This window comes from Serratia sp. PGPR-27 (genome assembly GCF_022678525.1).
Lineage (GTDB): Bacteria > Pseudomonadota > Gammaproteobacteria > Enterobacterales > Enterobacteriaceae > Serratia > Serratia nematodiphila.
The window spans coordinates 85074-100667 of sequence record NZ_JALBYS010000019.1 but is presented as its reverse complement, the minus strand read 5'-3'; the positions used below and the strand labels follow the sequence as shown (position 1 = coordinate 100667).

The window sequence follows — 15594 nt, the reverse complement described above, 5'->3', positions numbered from 1 at the left end:
GGACAAATCCGCCGGGAGCGGATTTGAACGTTGCGAAGCAACGGCCCGAAGGGGGGCGGGCAGGACGCCCGCCATAAACTGCCAGGCATCAAACAAAGCCGAAAGCCCTGAACTGACGTTCAGGGCTTTTTGCTATGCGTAAAACGTAAAAAAGCGCAGCTACGCTGCGCGGTTTTCCCCCTCCTCCTTATTCTCCGCCAGCGAGCCAGAGAAAAGGCCCCGAAGGGCCTTTGATTAGGGTGTGTTTGCTTTTTTCACTTATTATTCGATCAATGCGAGCTGCCCTGAGAGATGCCCAGCCCGGTTTGCGAACGGACAAACTGGGCCCGGAAGCGTTCCCGTTCCTGCTGCCCGGCCAGCGAGCTGTCGGTGATCGAGAACAGCCAGGTGCCGACAAAGGCCACGATCATCGAGAACAACGCCGGGTATTCATACGGATAAATCGGTTTCTCATGGCCGAGGATCTGCACCCAGATCGTCGGGCCGAGGATCATCAGAATCACCGCCGTTAACAGACCCAGCCAGCCGCCAATCATCGCGCCGCGAGTCGTCAAACGCGACCAGTACATCGACAGGATAATGATAGGGAAGTTACAGCTGGCGGCGATGGAGAACGCCAGCCCGACCATAAAGGCGATATTCTGCTTCTCGAACAAAATCCCCAGGGCAATGGCGACCAGCCCCAATACCACGACAGTGATCTTGGAGACCTTCAGCTCATCGCGCTCGGTCGCCTTGCCATTTTTAATCACGCTGGCGTACAGGTCATGGGACACGGCCGAGGCGCCGGCCAGCGTCAGGCCTGCAACCACCGCCAGAATGGTGGCGAACGCCACCGCCGAGATAAAGCCGAGGAAGAAGTTGCCGCCAACGGCATTGGCCAGGTGCACCGCCGCCATGTTGGTGCCGCCCAGCAGCGCGCCGGTGGCGTCTTTGAACGCCGGATTGGCGCTAACCAGCAAGATGGCGCCGAAGCCGATGATAAAGGTCAGGATATAGAAGTAACCGATAAAGCCGGTGGCGTAGAACACGCTCTTGCGCGCTTCCTTGGCGTCACTCACGGTGAAGAAACGCATCAGGATGTGCGGCAGGCCGGCGGTGCCGAACATCAGCGCCAGGCCAAGCGACAGCGCGGAAATCGGATCGGACACCAGCCCGCCGGGGCTCATGATGGCGATGCCTTTCGGATGCACCTTCACCGCTTCGGCGAACAGGGTATTGAAGTCGAAGTTGACCGACTTCATCACCATCAGCGCCATAAAGCTGGCGCCGGCCAGCAGCAGCACCGCTTTGATGATCTGCACCCAGGTGGTGGCCAGCATGCCGCCGAACAGCACGTACAGCACCATCAGAATGCCGACCAGGATCACCGCCACGTGGTAGTTGAGCCCGAACAGCAGCTGGATCAGTTTACCGGCGCCGACCATCTGCGCGATCAGATATAGCGCCACCACTACCAACGAGCCGCAGGCCGAGAGGGTGCGGATCGGTTTCTGCTGCAGACGGTAAGAGGCGACATCGGCGAAGGTATAGCGGCCGAGATTGCGCAGGCGTTCCGCGATCAGGAACAGAATGATCGGCCAGCCGATGAGGAAGCCGATGGAGTAGATCAGCCCGTCATAGCCCGAGGTGTAGACCAATGCGGAGATGCCGAGGAACGAGGCGGCGGACATGAAGTCACCGGCGATCGCCAGGCCGTTTTGCAGGCCGGTAATGCGCCCGCCCGCGGTGTAGTAGTCCTGACGGGAACGGGTGCGTTTGGACGCCCAGTAGGTGATGTACAGGGTGGCACCGACAAACAGGATAAACATCACGATCGCCTGGATGTTCAGCGGCTGGCGATGCACCTCGCCGCCAATGGCGTCGGCGCAGGCCAGGCCCGGCAGTAACAGCAGCGCGGTGGCGGACAATAAGCGCTTCATTGTTTCACCTCGCGCAGGATCTCTGCGGTGAGGCGATCGAACTCGCCGTTGGCGCGAAACACGTAGATCCCGGTCAAGACGAAAGAGATCACGATCAACCCGACGCCGACCGGGATCCCGCGGGTGATGGTCGATCCGGCGGCGATCGGCGTACCGAGCCATTGTGGATCGAAGGCGATCAACAAAATAAAGCCGACGTACAGCGCCAGCGTAATCAGCGAAAGCAGCCAGGCGAACCGGCCGCGTTTTCTCACCAGCTCTTTAAAGCGCGGGTTTTCTTCAATCCCTTGATAAATGGTGTCATTCATCAGAGTGTCTCCAGTCGGTATTGAGAGAGTACGCCGCGCCAGGGCCGCTCAACGGCGCGTTATCCGAATGAGCGGCCTGAAGCGGCGTAAATTATGACGGCACTTTCATTGATTGTTTTTCTTCCAACAGCTTGTCGACTACGGCCGGATCCGCCAGCGTGGAGGTATCCCCCAGGTTGCTGGTGTCGCCGGCGGCAATTTTGCGCAGGATGCGCCGCATGATCTTGCCGGAGCGCGTTTTGGGCAGTGAGTCTGTCCAGTGCAGCACATCCGGCGTAGCGATCGGCCCTATCTCTTTGCGCACCCAGTTGCGCACTTCGGTATAGAGCTCCGGCGTCGGTTCTTCGCCGTGGTTCAGCGTGATGTAGGCGTAGATCGCCTGGCCTTTGATGTTGTGAGGAATGCCGACCACCGCCGCTTCGGCGATTTTCGGGTGCGATACCAGCGCGGACTCGATCTCGGCGGTGCCCAGACGGTGGCCGGAGACGTTCAGCACGTCGTCGACGCGGCCGGTGATCCAGTAGTAACCGTCCTCGTCGCGGCGGGCGCCGTCACCGCTGAAGTACATGCCTTTGAAGGTCGAGAAGTAAGTTTGCTCGAAGCGATCATGATCGCCGAACAGGGTGCGCGCCTGGCCCGGCCAGGAATCGACGATCACCAGGTTGCCTTCGCAGGCGCCTTCCTGCGGCGTGCCGACGTTATCGACCAGCGCCGGCTGTACGCCAAAGAACGGCCGCGTGGCGGAACCGGCTTTCAGCTCAGTGGCGCCCGGCAGCGGGGTAATCATGAAGCCGCCGGTTTCGGTTTGCCACCAGGTGTCGACGATCGGGCATCTCGCGTTGCCGATCTTGTTGTAATACCACTCCCAGGCTTCCGGGTTGATCGGTTCGCCGACCGAGCCCATGATGCGCAGCGAATCGCGTCGGGTGCCTTCGATCGCCTTGTCGCCTTCGGCCATCAACGCGCGAATGGCGGTCGGTGCGGTATACAGAATGTTGACCTGGTGTTTGTCGATCACCTGCGACAGGCGATTGACGCCCGGATAGTTAGGCACGCCTTCGAACATCAGCGTGGTGGCACCGCAGGCCAGCGGGCCGTACAGCAGATAGCTGTGGCCGGTGACCCAGCCCACGTCGGCGGTGCACCAGTAAATGTCGCCGTCGTGGTAGTCGAACACATACTTAAAGGTCATCGCAGCGTAGACCAGGTAGCCGCCGGTGGTGTGCAGCACGCCTTTCGGCTTGCCGGTCGAACCGGAGGTGTACAGGATGAACAGCGGATCTTCGGCGTTCACTTCTTCCGGCGGGCAGTCTGCGGAGACGCCCTGGGTCAGCTCATGCCACCACAGATCGCGCCCTTCCTGCCAGTAGCCCGGTTTACCGGTGCGTTTGAATACCACCACGTTGGCCACGCTGACCACGCCGGGATTTTTCAGCGCATCGTCGACGTTCTTTTTCAGCGGCACGGCGCGGCCGGCGCGCAGGCCTTCATCGGCGGTGATCACCAGTTTGGCGTTGGAGTCGATAATGCGCCCGGCGACGGCTTCCGGCGAGAAGCCGCCGAAGATCACCGAATGTACGGCGCCGATGCGCGCGCAGGCCAGCATGGCGACCGCCGCTTCCGGCACCATCGGCATATAGATGGCCACCACGTCGCCTTTTTTAACGCCGAGCTGTTTCAGCACGTTGGCGAATTGGCAGACATCGTGGTGCAGCTGTTTGTAAGTCACCTTTTTGGATTGGGTCGGGTCATCGCCTTCCCAGATAATGGCGGTTTGGTCACCGCGCTCGGCCAGATGGCGGTCCAGGCAGTTGGCCGCCAGGTTCAAGGTGCCGTCTTCAAACCAGCGAATGCTGACGTGGCCCGGATCGAACGAGGTATTTTTAACTTTGGTATAGGGTTTGATCCAATCCAGGATTTTTCCATGCTCACCCCAGAAAGCCTCTGGGTCTTGAACCGACTGTTGATAATACTGTTGGTATTGTGCCGGATTAATCAGGGCGCGTTCTGCAATTGCAGAAGGAATAGCGTGTTTATGCAGTTGGCTCATAGCTTTTCTCCTTGAAGTTGTTAATGATATGTCAACTGAAGGTTAAGTATAGTTTGCTACGATTCTTTGTTTCTTTTTTGCGCGGCAGATCACGCAACAAAGATATTGATTTGTAATCGTTCTGTCGCATTTGCAGGGCGTATCTATCTCTTTGGTGCTTAAATCCTCATAAACCCACGTTTTTAACCAAAAACACTTATATAAAGAACAAAAAAGAATAAACCAAAACGGACTCAACTGCCGCGAAATTAATAGATACGATCAGGGCCGCCATTATTTCTCGCTATAAATCTTTTTGGGTTGTTTTTCGCTATTAATATTCTAAGTTGGCATTAGCACGATATAACGATGGACTGCACAGCGTGAAATAACGTTTTATTAACGCTTAATTCCTGATGAAAACTCGGGAAATACCCTGTGGCATTCATCCTGCGGTATCGTTCGATTTTTAATCGAAATATAAAGTGGCGCTGCATTTATGGACGAAAGTGTCACTCGGCCAATTCTCATTTATTTGACTTTTGAGTAACAAAATATAAACATATGATGCGGATTAAATATGCAGAATGGACGAAAAATAACGCATTTTAATCGCGTTCAAAAAATCGTCGTCGGCGCGGTTATGTACTTCATTATATGAAAAATTATGTTTTTAATAACAAGCAATTATGCCATTTGAAATAGTTACGCGAAATTTTTGTGATTCGATTCAGCGCTCAAGCCTGACAAATCAAGGCTTGCAGAGCATGCCGCCCGGATGATACAGATTTATACTGCGTCGCACCCAGGGCAGGTGAACGCTTCCACTGAATTAACATAAGCCTGTAATAAATGATTAAGTATTCTTTTCGCCGTGTTGCGACTTTGTACGGCGCAAAGAGTCTTTGAGGACTTTTTGGGTATGAAAAGTGTAAAAATTAGCCTGGCTTGGCAAATCCTGATCGCGTTGGTACTGGGTATTATTGTTGGCGCGGTATTGCACAACCAGACCGAATCTCGTGAGTGGCTAGTGAGTAATATTCTCAGCCCGGCGGGTGATATCTTTATTCGTTTGATCAAGATGATTGTGGTGCCGATCGTTATTTCCACGCTGATCGTCGGTATTGCCGGCGTGGGGGATGCGAAAAAGCTGGGCCGCATCGGATTGAAAACCATTATCTACTTCGAAGTGATCACCACCGTCGCCATCGTGGTGGGGCTCACCTTGGCCAACGTTTTCCAACCCGGCCACGGCATCGATATGTCGACGCTGACCACGGTGGACATTTCGCAGTACGAGAAAACCACCGAACAGGTGCAAAGCGGTTCGCACAGTCTGGTGGCGACCATTCTGTCGCTGATCCCGTCGAACGTCTTCTCGTCGATGGCCAAGGGTGACATGTTGCCGATTATCTTCTTCTCGGTGCTGTTCGGCCTGGGGTTGTCGTCGTTGCCGAAAGAGACCAAAGAGCCGCTGCTGAAGGTGTTCAAGGCGGTGTCCGAGAGCATGTTCAAAGTCACCCACATGATTATGCGCTATGCGCCGATCGGGGTGTTTGGCCTGATTGCGGTCACGGTAGCCAACTTCGGTTTCGCTTCGCTGCTGCCGCTGGCCAAGCTGGTGGTGCTGGTGTACTTCGCCATTGCGTTCTTCGCCCTGGTGGTGCTGGGGGCGGTCGCCCGGCTGTGCAACCTGCGCATCTGGACGCTGATCCGCATCCTGAAAGACGAACTGATCCTGGCTTATTCCACCGCCAGTTCGGAAACGGTGCTGCCGCGCATCATCGAAAAGATGGAGGCTTATGGCGCGCCCAAGTCGATCACCAGCTTCGTGGTGCCGACGGGTTACTCCTTTAACCTGGATGGCTCGACGCTGTACCAGAGCATCGCCGCCATCTTTATTGCCCAGCTGTACGGCATCGAGCTGTCGTTGGGGCAGGAGATCGTGCTGGTGCTGACGCTGATGGTGACCTCGAAAGGGATCGCCGGCGTGCCGGGCGTCTCGTTCGTGGTACTGCTGGCCACCCTGGGCAGCGTCGGCATTCCGTTGGAAGGCCTGGCGTTCATCGCCGGCGTGGACCGTATCCTGGATATGGCGCGCACTGCGCTGAACGTGGTGGGTAACGCGCTGGCGGTATTGGTGATCGCCAAGTGGGAGCACCAGTTCGATCGCAAGAAGGCGCTGGCCTACGAAACGGAGTTCCTGACGCAGAAGGTGAAGCCGGCCAACCAGGCCTAATTACCGAGTATCGCCGACGTTGAAAACGCCCCAGGCAGTTGTGCCGGGGCGTTTTGTTTTTATGGCTCTTCAACCGGCCACTTTCTTTTCTCTGTCCTACTGCGCGACTTGCATCCCCGCTTAACAGAATCTAAAGTGTTACCAAATTAATAAAAATGATAATAGATGTTATTATCATTTTCATTTAATGATGTATGGAGACACGCAAAGCCGTTGAACGGTGGGGTTACGCCCGTTCGGCGTCTTTATTCAGGCTTATCAAAGGTAGGTAACATGTCGGACACCGCTTTGGCCTCTGAATGGTTGCCGCTGGCGCCAGCGCAGCTTGATTTCTGGGAAGAACACACCTTGCACCCCGGGCAGCCCCTGTCCACCGTCGCACACTGCACCGAACTGTGCGGCGCGGTAGAGGAAGAGACGCTCTGCCGGGCGATCGCCACCACTCTTGCCGAGACGCAGGCGTTTGCCTTGCGCTTTGGTGAGCGGCATGGCGACGCTCCTCCGTCGTTGCGTTACGATCCACAGTGCACACCGCCATTGCAACGCATCGATCTGCAAACGCACGGCGATCCCTGGCAGGCGGCGCAAAACCTGATGCGCGAAGATATCGCGCAGCGCCGGGCGCTGCATAGCGAGCCGCTAGCCGCAGCCTGGCTGCTCAAACTGGAGCCGGAGCGCTACCTCTGGTACGTGCGTGCGCACCATATTCTGATTGATGGCTTCGGTATGGCCCTGATCGAACACCGCTGCGCCGCGTTATATGCGCACTACCTCGGCCAGGGCAACGCGGGTATGCCCCTGGGTGCCTTTAATGTCTTTCAACAGGCCGAGCTGGCCTACGCTGATTCTGAGCGATGCGAGCGCGATCGGCGCTTTTGGCAGAGCTATCTGCCGCCGTCGCAGGCGTTGCCGACGGTGCGCAAGGGCGGCAGGGAGTATGGCGTGCGACGCCTGAGCGTCAACCGTCGGTTGCCGACAGAAGTCGCGCAACGTCTGGCGCAGCAGTCGGAACGCAGTGGCATCAATTGGCCCGACTTGCTGGTGGCGCTGTCGGCGGCCTGGCTGTTTCAGGTGATGCCGCGCGGTACCCGGCAGGGCGATACGCTGCCGATGTGGATGCCGGCGCTGAATCGCCGTGGGCAGGCCGCCACCAACGTGCCTTCGCTGGCGGTCAATACCCTGCCGCTGCTGGTGTCACCGCCGCAAGCGGAGACGCTGGGGAGCTTTCTCACCACGCTGACGCAGCAGCTGCGGGAGCTGCGCAGCCACGCCGGCTACCGCCTGCGCCAACTGGCCGCCGATCGCGGCGTGGATCCGGACTCGCGCTTCTTTATTTCCCCTTTCATCAACGTGCAACCCTTCGATACGCCCCGTTTTACCGGCTGCAGCGGTACGCGCAGCGTATTGGCCGGCGGCTCGGGCGACGGTTTCAACCTGACTTATCGCGGCCGCACCGACGCCCGCGATCTGCAGGTGGATATCGATATCTATCTGGAGCAGTTTCCGACGGAGGATGCGCTGGACTATGGCGAGGCGCTGCAAGAATTTCTGTTGCGTGCGCTGCAGCGGGAAGCCTGGGAGCAACCGCTGGCGGCCCTGACGGCGTTGCCCGCCTGAGAAAGTGCGGGCGGGAGGGTGCTCCCGCCCGAGTGGCAGGACTTCAGCTGGCCAGCAACGCCGCCACTTCGCGCGCGTTCTTGCACGGCAAGAGCGAACTGCTTACCAGACGGGTGCCGAAAGCGTCATTGAGGCGTGAGGCCACCTGTTTGATATGCGGCAGCTTCAGCCCCATGGCGATAAACGCCGTCTCTTCCCCCCATTCCGGGCGCGGGGTCACGCCGATCGCCTGCCAGTAAATGGTCAGGATCTCGGCGCTGCGCGCCAGCGGCGCGTTCGGCGGCGGGGCCGCGCAGGCGTTTAACGCCGGCGCGGTTTGCTGGTGGCTCAGGTCGGCGCGGATGCGATGGCGGTCGGTTTTACCGTTGGCAGACAGCGGCAGCGCCTCGGCATGGATAAAGCGCGTCGGAATATGGGTACAGGGCAGATAGCCGGTGGCGAAGGCGCGGATCTCGGACAGCGGCAGCGGTTTGCCGTCACGGGTCAGATACAGGGCGCCGAGCGCCGCCTCGTTGTTCTCTCCGCTGGGATAATCCACCACTACCATATCCAGGATCGCCGGATGGCGGCGCAGCACGTCTTCGATTTCCGGCAGCGAGACGCGCACGCCGCGGATCTTCACATAGCCGTTCACTCGGGTGGCGAACATGATGTTGCCGTCCGCACGGTAGTAGCCCTGATCGCCAGTGCGGAAAGCGCGCAGCGGTTGTCCGTCCGGCCCTTCGAGGGTGATGAAATCGTGCTGCTTCAGCTCCCCTTGCTCCAGGTAGCCCAACGCCAGGTTCACCCCGGCGGTATGGATGCGGCCGACCACGCCGGCCGGGCAGTGGCTGCCGTCGTCATGGCAGATGAAATAACGGTTGGCGGGCAGCGGGCGGCCGTAAGGCACGGTGCCGCTCTCCTGCGGGGCGATCGGGTGCCAGATGCTCCAGATGGTGGTTTCGGTCGGCCCGCCGAGCGAGAACAGCGCGAGATCCGGGCGCAGGGTTCGCAGGGTTTGCACCGTCGCCGGCTTGATGTAGTCGCCGCCTTGCGCCACCAGGCGCAGCGAACGCAGGCTGTCGGCCGTTTTGCAGGTGAGCAGCATCTCCAGAATGGCCGGCACCGAACACCACAGGCTGACCCGATGTTTTTCCACCAGCTGGTTCCAGCTGATGGCGTCTTTTTCCTGATGCGGCGCCGGCAGCACCAGCGTAGCGCCGGCGCACAGCGAACCGAACAGATCGAACATCGACATGTCATGGTGCGGCGGCGTGACGGAAATGAACACGTCGTCGGCGGTGACCGCCCAGCGCTGCTGGGTCTGGTGGATAACGTTGGCGGTGGCGCGGTTGTTGAGCACCACGCATTTGGGCTTGCCGGTGGTGCCGGAGGTATACAGGTAGTAGCTTGCGGCCAGGCTGGCGCTGCGTTCCACCAACGTCTGTTCATCCGGCAGCGCAGGCGCGCGATCCGTCGGCGCCAGCAGGATCGCCGGCGTCACGCCGATCGGCGTCTCCAGATCGCCGCCGTGCACCACCAGCGTTGGCCGGCAGTTCTCCAGCAGGTAGGCGGTGCGTTCCGGCGGTGAGTTGATATCGATAGGCACCCAGATCACCCCCTGCAGGGCGCAGGCGAGGCTGAAGATGATCTGTTCTGGGCTGCGCGGCAGATACAGCGCCACCACGTTGCCCGGCTGCACGCCGCGGCTCTGCAGGTTGGCGATCGCCGTGGCGATCCGCTGGCCCAGTTCGCGGTAGGTCAGCGTCTGTTCACCGCAGATCAGCGCGTTACCGCCGTTTTGTGCGCCAAACAGCCGCTCGGCCAGCTGCGCCAGATAAGGATAAGGCGCGTAATTCGCTTCGCTGTCGTTGTGGCGATAATGCGCCAGATCGATGAAATCTCGCGGCGCGATCGCCAGGTCGGCGCGTTGGCAACTGCGCAGGATGCGTCGCTGCAACGCCGCCAGCATGGCTTCTACCTGCTCGCCGTGCAGCGCCTGTTCGGCGTAGTCCACGCACAGCTGCAGGTTTTTTTCGCTGTCCAGCGTCAGGCGAATATCGATGGCGACCTGCGGCGTTTGGGTCAGGCCGTCGTGAAAGCGCACCGGCGCCTCGGCCGGCAGCGTTTCCCAACCCAGACAGTTGGTCAGGATCACCGGCAGCGCCGGGCCGCCCTGGCTTTGGCCGAGTAACTGCCGCGCCAGATCGACGCCGGAAAACGTCAGGTGGTCGAGCGCGCCGAGCACATCGTCCTGCAGGGCTTGCGCGCGCTGGATAAAGTCTTCACCGTGACGGGAATAGCGCACCGCCACGAAGCTGGAGGCGTTGCCCAGGGCACCATCGGCGGCGGGGAACGCTACCGGCACCCCGACGCACAGCTCACCGTCGGTGGTCCAGTGGGCCAGCGTATCGAGGACCAGCGCCGACAGCAGGCTGTTGCGCAGCAGCGCATGCGGCGATCCCAGGCGGCCAAGCTGTTTTACCGTATCGCGCGGCAGCGTCAGGGTGGCGCGGCGATAGCGTGATGAGGTGAGATTGGCGAGCGGGGCGCGCCACGGCAGTGCCGACGGGGTGGTGACATCTTGCAGCTTTTCACGCCAGTAGGCGGCATCGGCCTGGCGCTGCGCCGCCGATGCGGCGGGGGGCGCCAGTGCGGCGGCGGTCGACGTCAGAGGGCGATCGTCGAACAGGCGCGCGATCACGGTGGAGATCCCCTGGCCGTCGAGGATCAAGGCATCAAAGCTGGTAAAGATCAGCGTATCGTACGGCGATCCCGTCGGATCCTGCTGTTCGGCAAGTTGGATCACGGCGATGCGCCACAGCGGTTGGCTCGGATCGTGGCGCTGGTGGGAGTAACGCTCGCGCAGTTGTTCGACCTGGCGCTGCGCCGTTTCGCCATCAAGGGCGCGCAGATCGTGGCGATCCAGATGCAGCGTCACCTCCGGGCGTACGTGCTGCGTGCCGCGCTGCACATCGATGCAGGTGCGAAGCGCCGGGTAGTGCTGTACCAGCTCGGTCAGGCGCGCTTCAAGGCGCGGTACGTCCAGCTGCCGGGCGCGGTATTCGCGAAAGTCGTGCATCGCCACGCCGCCGAGCGGCCATCGATCGCTGCGGCCCAGAAGATAGGCCTGCTGCAGTGCGGTTAAAGCTGTCTCCATGGTACTTCCCTATAGTCGCTAACCGATTAAAACGAGCCGGGCGCCGTGCGCCCGGAAACCGATCTCAGTGCTGCGGCGCCAGCGCGGCGAGCAGCGTTTTCGCATGCCTTCCTGCCTCGGGCGACCGTTGGCAGATCAACGCCGCCAGCGCAGCCGGGGAGGGATGCGCCGTCAGATCCTGCGCCGTCAGCGCCGCCGCCAGATACTTGTTGAGCACCGTCAGCAGCGCGTTCACCCCGGCATCCGGCAAGGCCAACCGGCGGATATCGTCGTGGTCGCGCACACTGGCCTCGGGAGCCACCCGCGCCAGCAGCCGGTGCAGCACCTGGCGCACCGGCGCCTGCTGCGCCAGCGCGTCGGGCGTGCATTGCGCCAGCAGCTGCGACAGCGGGCGATCGAATGCCCCCGCTTGCCGCGCGGCCAGGTGCAGCAGCGCCCGGTAACAGGCCAGCAGGCGCGGCAGCACCTGCTCGGGGAACGCGTCCAGCCGCACGTCCCAGTTGATCAGAATGCCGTCGTCGACGTGGGCGACCTGCGCATCCAGCGCCACCTGCGGCCCCTGAGAGATCACCCAACCGAGACGGCCAAAGGTGTTGGTGACCCGTTCGGAAAACAGCGTTTTGCCGCGGATGCCGAAACCGGCGGTAAACACCACCGGCGAAGGCTGCAGGCTGCCGTGCAGGCGCGACAGATCGCGCATCACGCTGACGCCGGGGTAATCCGCATGCTCGATCAGCTCCGCCAGCTGCGTCATCAGGCGCCGGCAGAAGGCGTTCAGGTTTTCCGTCGGGTTCAGTTCCACGCCGAGCAGCACCAGGTTAGAGAAATCGCCGATGAGGCGATGTGCGTCCTCCCGTTCGCTCTCGCGGTGGAACAGCGGCACGTTGAGCCGGAAGCGCGTCATGTTCCAACCCTGGCCGACGGCCAGCGCGAACAGCGCCAGAAACAGCGTCGAGAGGGAGGTGTGATGCCGTTTGGCGACGTTTTCCAGCGCGCGGCTTTCTTCTGCATTCAGCTGTATGGCCAGGCGATCGCTGCGGCAGCGGTCCGGCGTGCGCAGCAGGCGCGGCGCCGGCGGCATCTGCGCCAGGCGTTCACGCCACCAACGCTGGCCGCGTTCGCGCCGTTGGCGCAGCGCCACGTCGGCGTCGCGTCGTTCGAGGTGATCGAAGTAGGCCGGCGGCGCGTCATGGGCTGGGGCCGCCGGACACTGGTGATAAAACGCCGTCAGATCTTCCATCAACAGGCGAAAGCTCATGGCATCGCCGGCGATCATGTCGAGATCGACATGCAGGCGGCTGCGTCCTTCCGGCAACAGGCTCAGGCTGATATCGCAGGGAACGCCCTGTTCCAGCGGCAGCAACTGGGTGCTTTTCGCCTGGCGTTTGGCGGCGAGCGCGGCTGTCAGCGTTGCTTCATCGGCGTGTCGCCAGTCGTCGAGATGCAAAGTATGCCGGGAGCCGGGAGGTGCGATCGTCTGCCTGCCATCGTCGGTAATGCGCAGGCGCAGCAGCGGATGGCGCAGGTACAACGCCTCGACGGCCTGGCGCAGCCGGGCGATGTTCAGCTCGCCGCCGTCGAATTCCGCATAAAGATGGGCGGCCATGCCGCCCAGAGGGGGAGCGGACTGTCGGCCAACCCAATAGGCGGCCTGCATCGTGGTCAAAGCTTTCATCGGGTATCCATTTTGATTCAGCCAACGAGACTGCAAGAATATATCCAAATGTTAATAGGAATGAAAATTATTATTATTTGATCCATTTGACGCGAGGGTGCTATCTATAAGGGGTTTTAGCTGTAACGGGCAGGCATGGGGTTGGGTGTGAATAATTTATTCATATTATTCTTAGTATTGTAATTATTGTCTGTTATTGCAGCGCTTGTTTTACCTGCGAAAGTATAAGGTTTTCTGGCGGTTATCGTGGCCGCTCTCACACCTTTATTGATAATGATTTGCATTAGAAAATGCAAAATATTATCATTCTTAACATTATTTTACGTTTTTATACAAGCCGTCGGCCGCTCCGCCGGCGGCTTGGCCGTGGACGGGCCGCGCCCGTTCGGCCGCGAAAGACATGGGTTTGCCGCAGGGATAAGCAACAGCAAGGCCGGGAAGGCCGCAGCGTCATGGTCTGTGTGAGTGTCGATGTAGGTTGTGTAAAAAAAATCAAATTTTGTGCACCTCTGGGATGAAAGGAGAAGACATCTATGGGCAAGCATTTTGCGGCTCAACGGCATGAAAGCGTAGGAAACGGGGAAAAGGCGGGGTTAAGAGCCATTGGGGCGTTTTCCTCGGTATTTTTAGGCGTGTGTTCACTGGCGATCGGTAACGTCAACGCGGCGGAAACGAAGAGCAACGAAACCTACCAGGACGCGGAAACGCTGCTGGTCACCGGTGAGAAGATCAAACGTTCCATTTTCGACACCGGCTCCAGCGTGCAGGTGTTCGACAGCAACCGCATCGCCTCGATGCCCGACGCGGTGCAGATCCCCGATCTGCTGCGCATGACCCCCAACGTGGTGGATCTGGGCATCGGCAACGAACTGCCGACCGTGCGCGGTATCGACGGTTCCGGCCCGAACGTCGGGGCCAATGCTTTCCTCAGCGGCACCCGCCCGCGCCTCAATCTGTCGTTGGACGGCCGTTCGCTGACCTATAACGAACAGGCGTTCGGCCCGCAGTCGCTGTGGGATCTGGATCGCGTCGAAGTGTTCCTCGGCCCGCAAAGCTACATCCAGGGGCGCAACGCCATCGCCGGCGCCATCGTCATGGCCAGTAAAGACCCGACCTTCGAATGGGAAAGCGCCTTCAAGGGCGGAGCCGGCAACCAGCACTCGTCACAGTTGGCCGCCATGGCGTCCGGCCCGCTGGTGGAGGATCAGCTGGCGTTCCGCGTCAGCGTCGATCGCCAGCGCCGCCGCAGCGAGGCTGACCTGCCGGCCTATGCGCCAGTGGGCGATCCGCGTGAAGTGGAAGCCACCACCGCCCGCGCCAAGCTGTTGTTCAATCCGGCCGGCCTGCGCGATCTGACCACTAAGCTGACCTTTAACCACTTCGGCAGCACCGCACCGCAAAACGAAAGCCTCAACCCGCAGCCGCATCCGACCAATCCGCGTCACGATCCGCGCCGCGCCGTGTTCAAAAGCAACATGAACAGCACTATCTGGGATCTGGCCTGGGAGGCCTCCGATGCGCTGACGTTTGAAAACCGCGTTATCTACACCGATTTCAACATCAACCGTCCTACCGCTTACAACATCCAATACGCCGAGATCGACGGCCAGGAAGTTCACGTGGAGCCGGTGGTGCGCTTCGGTGGCGCGGACAGCCGCCTGCACGGGCTGGCGGGGCTGCGTTACTTCCACGGCACGCAGGATGAGTTCGTCAACATTTTCGGCGGCTCGACCTTCAAGGATAAAACCGATACCCATTCGGCGTTCGCCGAGCTGACCTATGCGCTGACGCCGCAGGTGGACGTGACCGCCGCCAGCCGTCTGGAACGCGAACACCGTCGCCGCGACGGCGGCAGCCAGGCGGTGCGCATCGATTTTGATGAAACCTACACCGTGTTCCTGCCGAAGCTGGACGTGGCCTGGAAACCGACGGATACCCAAACCTACGGCGCCAAGATCGCACGCGGCTATAACGCCGGCGGTGGCGGCATCACGATCGGCACGCCGGTGGTCAGCTACACCTACGGTTCCGAGTATGTCTGGAACTACGAGCTGTACACCCGTCATCACCTGAAAGACGCCAACGTGGTGCTGACGGGTAACATCTTCTACAACGATTACAAAGACATGCAGCTGCCGTACTCGCTGGGTGAGAACTCCAGCGTGATCCGCAACGCCGACAAGGTGGAAACCTACGGGGCGGAAATCGGCGCCACCTGGCAGCCGCGCTGGGACTTCGAGCTGTTCGGCAACCTCGGCCTGCTGAAAACCGACATCAAAAAGTTCTCGGGCAGCGGCGTGGAAGGGCATGAGCTGGCGCGCGCGCCGGCTTACACCGCCAACATGGGGGCCAAGTATCAGTTCCTGAAAGGGTGGGAGCTGAGCAGCAACGTGGCGTTCACCGACTCCTACTATTCGCAATACGACAACGACTCGCGCGGGCGCATCGGCTCCTATTGGACGGCCAACGCCCAGCTGGCTTACACCTTCGACTACGGCCGCGCCACGCTGTATGCGAAGAACCTGTTTGACTCCGACCGCCGCGAGATGATCCGAAGCAATGACATCTACACGGCGACGCTCCAGCGCGGCCGCCTGATCGGCGCGGCGGTTGAGCTGACTTTCTAACGCTATCGCGGTGACGGGGGACGCATGTCCCCCGTTTT

The 15594-nt window shown here is 60.3% G+C and carries 8 protein-coding genes; 3 read left to right on the top strand and 5 right to left on the bottom strand.

Annotation, left to right across the window (positions count from 1 at the left end; translation table 11 throughout):
• Positions 1-269: 269 nt before the first annotated feature.
• From actP to acs, 3 genes are all read right to left on the bottom strand, one after another.
• Positions 270-1922, bottom strand: a complete 1653-nt coding sequence (gene actP / locus MMS95_RS12590) for a cation/acetate symporter ActP (protein WP_031300213.1) — start codon at positions 1920-1922, stop codon at positions 270-272.
• Entirely contained in the window at positions 1919-2230 is a 312-nt protein-coding gene (locus MMS95_RS12585) for a DUF485 domain-containing protein (RefSeq protein ID WP_004930047.1), read from the bottom strand. Before MMS95_RS12585 ends, actP begins: the two co-directional genes overlap by 4 nt.
• A gap of 91 nt (positions 2231-2321) precedes the next feature.
• Complete coding sequence (gene acs / locus MMS95_RS12580) at positions 2322-4280, bottom strand: acetate--CoA ligase (RefSeq protein ID WP_004930044.1); 1959 nt, start codon at positions 4278-4280, stop codon at positions 2322-2324.
• A gap of 901 nt (positions 4281-5181) precedes the next feature.
• On the opposite strand from acs, the gene gltP reads away from it, so the two are divergent.
• The gene (gene gltP / locus MMS95_RS12575; RefSeq protein ID WP_156866184.1) at positions 5182-6498 is read left to right on the top strand and encodes a glutamate/aspartate:proton symporter GltP; all 1317 of its coding nucleotides are present in this window, start codon (positions 5182-5184) and stop codon (positions 6496-6498) included.
• A 273-nt stretch (positions 6499-6771) separates the two neighbouring features.
• The gene (locus MMS95_RS12570; RefSeq protein WP_242141748.1) at positions 6772-8115 is read left to right on the top strand and encodes a condensation domain-containing protein; all 1344 of its coding nucleotides are present in this window, start codon (positions 6772-6774) and stop codon (positions 8113-8115) included.
• A gap of 43 nt (positions 8116-8158) precedes the next feature.
• Here the strand turns inward: MMS95_RS12570 and MMS95_RS12565 are convergent, their stop codons facing one another.
• A complete protein-coding gene (locus MMS95_RS12565) occupies positions 8159-11254 on the bottom strand; it encodes an amino acid adenylation domain-containing protein (RefSeq protein WP_118892542.1) in 3096 nt (1031 codons plus the stop codon).
• Between the two features lie 64 nt (positions 11255-11318).
• Complete coding sequence (locus tag MMS95_RS12560; protein ID WP_172575074.1) at positions 11319-12929, bottom strand: condensation domain-containing protein; 1611 nt, start codon at positions 12927-12929, stop codon at positions 11319-11321.
• Positions 12930-13462: 533 nt separating this feature from the next.
• On the opposite strand from MMS95_RS12560, the gene MMS95_RS12555 reads away from it, so the two are divergent.
• Entirely contained in the window at positions 13463-15556 is a 2094-nt protein-coding gene (locus MMS95_RS12555; RefSeq protein ID WP_015376338.1) for a TonB-dependent receptor, read from the top strand.
• The last annotated feature ends 38 nt before the right edge of the window (positions 15557-15594 follow it).

Coding starts and splice junctions, on each gene's coding strand:
- actP (WP_031300213.1), bottom strand. CDS start 1,922: ATGAAGCGCTTATTGTCCGCCACCGCGCTGCTGTTACTGCCGGGCCTG.
- MMS95_RS12585 (WP_004930047.1), bottom strand. CDS start 2,230: ATGAATGACACCATTTATCAAGGGATTGAAGAAAACCCGCGCTTTAAA.
- acs (WP_004930044.1), bottom strand. CDS start 4,280: ATGAGCCAACTGCATAAACACGCTATTCCTTCTGCAATTGCAGAACGC.
- gltP (WP_156866184.1), top strand. CDS start 5,182: ATGAAAAGTGTAAAAATTAGCCTGGCTTGGCAAATCCTGATCGCGTTG.
- MMS95_RS12570 (WP_242141748.1), top strand. CDS start 6,772: ATGTCGGACACCGCTTTGGCCTCTGAATGGTTGCCGCTGGCGCCAGCG.
- MMS95_RS12565 (WP_118892542.1), bottom strand. CDS start 11,254: ATGGAGACAGCTTTAACCGCACTGCAGCAGGCCTATCTTCTGGGCCGC.
- MMS95_RS12560 (WP_172575074.1), bottom strand. CDS start 12,929: ATGAAAGCTTTGACCACGATGCAGGCCGCCTATTGGGTTGGCCGACAG.
- MMS95_RS12555 (WP_015376338.1), top strand. CDS start 13,463: ATGGGCAAGCATTTTGCGGCTCAACGGCATGAAAGCGTAGGAAACGGG.